The 3,777-nt window shown below is 53.6% G+C and carries 5 protein-coding genes, 1 pseudogene and 1 riboswitch; of the genes and pseudogenes, 2 read left to right on the forward strand and 4 right to left on the reverse strand.

Translation table 11 applies throughout. The features are described 5' to 3' along the window. Nucleotides 1–256: 256 nt before the first annotated feature. The 4 genes from MLC59_RS19460 to MLC59_RS19475 form a co-directional block, all read right to left on the reverse strand. Nucleotides 257–664: a type II toxin-antitoxin system VapC family toxin gene (locus MLC59_RS19460; RefSeq protein WP_248237258.1), complete on the reverse strand. Its 408-nt coding sequence runs from the start codon at nt 662–664 to the stop codon at nt 257–259. Continuing rightward, nucleotides 661–906, reverse strand: a complete 246-nt coding sequence (locus MLC59_RS19465) for an AbrB/MazE/SpoVT family DNA-binding domain-containing protein (RefSeq protein ID WP_248237259.1) — start codon at nt 904–906, stop codon at nt 661–663. The genes MLC59_RS19460 and MLC59_RS19465 overlap by 4 nt, the downstream gene beginning before the upstream one ends. Nucleotides 907–1,117: 211 nt before the next feature. Beyond that, nucleotides 1,118–1,438, reverse strand: a complete 321-nt coding sequence (locus MLC59_RS19470; protein ID WP_248237260.1) for a hypothetical protein — start codon at nt 1,436–1,438, stop codon at nt 1,118–1,120. A gap of 111 nt (nt 1,439–1,549) precedes the next feature. Next, the gene (locus MLC59_RS19475) at nt 1,550–1,810 is read right to left on the reverse strand and encodes a hypothetical protein (RefSeq protein ID WP_248237261.1); all 261 of its coding nucleotides are present in this window, start codon (nt 1,808–1,810) and stop codon (nt 1,550–1,552) included. Between the two features lie 426 nt (nt 1,811–2,236). Beyond that, nucleotides 2,237–2,375: riboswitch (yybP-ykoY riboswitch) on the forward strand. A 38-nt stretch (nt 2,376–2,413) separates the two neighbouring features. Here MLC59_RS19475 and MLC59_RS19480 point away from each other — a divergent pair. Continuing rightward, nucleotides 2,414–2,569: pseudogene (locus MLC59_RS19480) on the forward strand (hypothetical protein); the annotation flags it as partial. A gap of 707 nt (nt 2,570–3,276) precedes the next feature. Next, nucleotides 3,277–3,552: a hypothetical protein gene (locus tag MLC59_RS19485; RefSeq protein ID WP_248237262.1), complete on the forward strand. Its 276-nt coding sequence runs from the start codon at nt 3,277–3,279 to the stop codon at nt 3,550–3,552. Nucleotides 3,553–3,777 lie beyond the last annotated feature (225 nt).

Raw genomic sequence — 3,777 nt, forward strand, 5'->3', positions numbered from 1 at the left:
GATTGCCGGATCAATGCGTAGATCCAGCCGCGCGCTTGTCTTTGACATGCGATATTCCTCCTTCCCGAGGGCGGCCAACTGGCCCACCCCCAGTGGGTTGCTCTCCAGCGTTCATGCTGACGATAAATGGCCACTATGAACGTGTACGGCATATTTCCGTACATGAACACTATCGGCTTAACGGAGCCGGATGTCAATTCAGTAGCGCCACCACCGCCCTCCTCCCGTACATGGATGAGTTGCCGTAACGAGAGCTTTATAGGCCGATGTATCGGAACAACAGGGCTTTGCCTGCCTTCTTGTCGAACGTGGCCGTTTCCTCTGCCCCTGCTGCTTTCCCAAACCAGGCAATGACGTGATCCGGAAAATCCGCGCCAGACTGCCGATAATCCACCAGGGCTCTGCGAACCAGTTCCCGGTCTGGAACGTGAAGCTGCTGGGCATCGAGGAGCGCGGTTATCTGGTCAGCAATATCCTCCCGGGAAACCTTGTAAACCCGCTGGAGTACCCACGCCAGTTCGCACAGCGCGATGGTTGAGACAGCGCACGGGGAGTCCACCGTGCAGTGGGTCTGGATGAAATCCGCAGCAATACCATGCTGTTCGGGGTCACCCTCAGCATCAACCAGAAACCGGACCAGCACATTGGTATCCAGCCCCTTCATTCGCCAGAGGCTCCCGCTTTAATCGCCTCATCCATTTCCTCGACGGATACAGACCGCCCTCCACTCTTGATCCGTCCTTTCAGCGCCATCAGGTCGCCCTTGGCTACAGAGACCCGAATAGTGCCATCGTCCTCGACGATCCAGGCGAGCTTGTCACCCCGCTGAACATCCAGGGCCTTCCGGATTTCCCGGGGAATGACCAGCTGGCCTTTTTCACTGACGGTAGATTCACCCTTGATCATTTTCTCAACCTCCCGGTCGGATTTCTCGTTCTACCCAGTGTAGTCTCTTACTTTTGGTAAGCCAACTAGTAAGAACCGCGGTGGGGCTATCCCCTCTATTGGTTTATTTGGGTATACCCCAGTAACCCCTACGCTCAGAACACGGTGGTTCATACCCATGAACGATCTATATGACCCAGGCTCACCGGTGCAACCCATATGAACCATGCACTTATTCTGTTTTTACCGGTACCGTGATTGCTTTCCGAAGTTCCTGTTCGGTGATCACGCCCCCCTTGTATTCTTCCAACAGTGCCGGCAGAACTGTATCCAACATGCAATTTAGAACCGGGGGGGAAAGTGCCTTCTCTCCCCGCTCCCACTGACCAATTCGCCCGTGATAGATCGAGCTCCTGGAATACCCAGTCACTGACAATAAAACTTCGATGGCCTCCCCAAGGGAGAGGCCTTCATGTTTGGTGATTCGCTTCCAGGTGTTAACCAGGTTAGTGCCGGCCAACCCACGCCCTTCTAAAGACTCTTTAGCTCTCAACAACCTCTCTCCTGTTTTGGGAATCCGCCGTGTTTATTCCATGTGGTTCCCGGTCTACATCCACCCGGAAACCCTGGAACTCGAAATGGCTACCACCAGCCTTCACCGAACTCACAACCTCAACCAGCTGTGAATCACCACCAGAAGCTGGCAAACCGCCTTAAAGCCAGCCGTTGGATCAAGAGGTATGAACCGATATCGGATCATCTCCTCTTGCCTGGTTCGCTCAATAGCAAACCCAGAGCATTGGCCAGGCTTTCCATCCGAGACAAACCAGGCCGCGCAACTTTCGACAAATACACGACCAACTGAAAAGACAAGCTGCCAATCGTGGCGGGATTCAATGGCGTTAATGCGTTCATAAGATTTCATTCCGGGCTCTCCCAAAGTCGAAAGATCAGGCCAGCCAGGGAAAAGCTGTGGTGGTATCCCCGAGTAGCAATAATATTTCAATGCCGTTTCGGCATCATGTCAACAGAGAGGGATTATTGCCTAGGGATGGTGGAAGTTGGCCAAGGTAACGGAAAACCGCTTTGGCTCCGCCCGCCCTTCGGGCTCCTGGGAATCGCTTCTCGGAAGGCTCTCTGTGAGAACCTCCCTCCTGCACGATTTCAGGTCATTACGACAAGCCCCATAACGATACCGGGCCATAGCCTCCTGCTGTTGAACGGCTCGGCACCGATGACCTGCGTAGAATCTGATCACCCCTCATTCCGTTCGCGAGCCACTTTCAACGAGGCTGACGAAGGCTCCTGGGCCAATAGCAAAGTTTGTAACCGTTATAGAAGCTTGCTAAATTAGCGCTTCGTTGGGGAGTAGCCTGCTTCCGAAATTCGGAAGAGTTCGTATCAACATAATTGGCCACATGCCATGGTGCGGACACCTCTCGGTTGGCGAGACCATCGATATAGCCATGCCCAAGGTCGGGCGTGTGGTTATATCGTGGACTCGAACTGCCCGACCGGAGCCAGTTTCATGAACCCAATTGCCCTCCTTTTGCTTGCCTTTGCCATGTCCACCGATGCCTTTGCGGCTGCGATTGGCAGAGGGGCGAGCCTTAAAAATCCCCGTCTCGTCGAAGCCTTTCGAATTGGGCTCATCTTTGGCTCGATTGAAGCCGTTACTCCACTGTGAAGATTCTGAGCCACTGGGACGACCAAGATAACCGGTGAATTCTTTAAGGCTCTCTGCGAGAATCATAAATGGCGTTTGATTAGTATCAAATACATCAGGAGATGTTTGGGGTATGCTTGACCTGCGATCTACTCAAAGGTTTTATTATCAATTTTGGCATAAGAAATTCTTAAACACTGGCAACAAATCAGCGCCTGTTCGCCAGCGTTGAACAGCCTCGACTGGGAAGCCATCATGGGGATTCGCCAGCTTATTGCGACATTTCTGAGCATTCTGCTTTTGGCAGGCGGCCCCACGGTGGAGGCTGTGCCAGAGCTGGATAGTTTTAGCGAGATGTCAACGATAGAGGGTGCCAATTGTGGCGACCTGGGTCGCGAGGCCTCCGTTAACTGCAACGACTTGCAGCAATCACACTGCCTTCTCAGCGCTCCTCACTGCTCTTTCACTTTTGTATACGGTGTCGTGGGCGGTTTTCCGGCTACACTACCCAAGGTTCGCGACCTGTTCGCGCCCTCAGCGGTGCGAACGGCTTACCAGAGCCCCATTCCTGAGGTTCTCACACCTCCCCCAAATCTCCTTTCCTGAACATTACCCAGAGATGGTACCGGGCAGACATTGCCGGGTAATTCAGAACTGTTCAGTTATCCAGAGGCGTGCCTCAATAGCCGCTGGCTTCATGACCGCACGTCCGAGAGGAGATTCCAATGAAAAGTACGAAACTCAGAATCGTTGGCGCTGGCGTGGTATTCGCTGCTGCAATCGGTAGTGTCGCCGTTTATGCCCACCAGTCCGAACACGGTGGCATGGGCATGATGGGTGACCATATGGGCAAGATGGAAGGTATGGAAGGGATGATGACGATGATGTCTTCCATGTCCGGCGAGGAGCATGCCGCGATGCATGAAGCCTGCCTGAAAATGATGGATGGTGGCGAACAAGCCGGCCACTCCGACCACCATGATGGTTCAACCGCCCAGTAAGCCAGACCACCGGCACCTGTTATCCAAGGGTGCCGGTCGTTACCCTCTTTTTTTAGAAGGAAATATCCATGAAAACTCAAGTTACCCTGGGCCTGATGGCCCTTGTTATTGGCACCACCGCGATCGGTTTCAAACTGCAGGCCGCCGAGTGTTAGTGGCCAATTAAAATGACCCACTACTGGCCATTAATTTTGACCCACCCCCGGGTGGCCGTCAGGCCACAGA

It is taken from the genome of Marinobacter bryozoorum (assembly GCF_023156245.1).
Taxonomy (GTDB): Bacteria; Pseudomonadota; Gammaproteobacteria; order Pseudomonadales; family Oleiphilaceae; genus Marinobacter; species Marinobacter bryozoorum.

Bases quoted from the DNA above. Each gene is read 5' to 3' on its own strand.
- MLC59_RS19465 (WP_248237259.1), bottom strand. From the start codon at position 906: ATGATCAAGGGTGAATCTACCGTCAGTGAAAAAGGCCAGCTGGTCATT.
- MLC59_RS19485 (WP_248237262.1), top strand. From the start codon at position 3,277: ATGAAAAGTACGAAACTCAGAATCGTTGGCGCTGGCGTGGTATTCGCT.
- MLC59_RS19460 (WP_248237258.1), bottom strand. From the start codon at position 664: ATGAAGGGGCTGGATACCAATGTGCTGGTCCGGTTTCTGGTTGATGCT.
- MLC59_RS19475 (WP_248237261.1), bottom strand. From the start codon at position 1,810: ATGAAATCTTATGAACGCATTAACGCCATTGAATCCCGCCACGATTGG.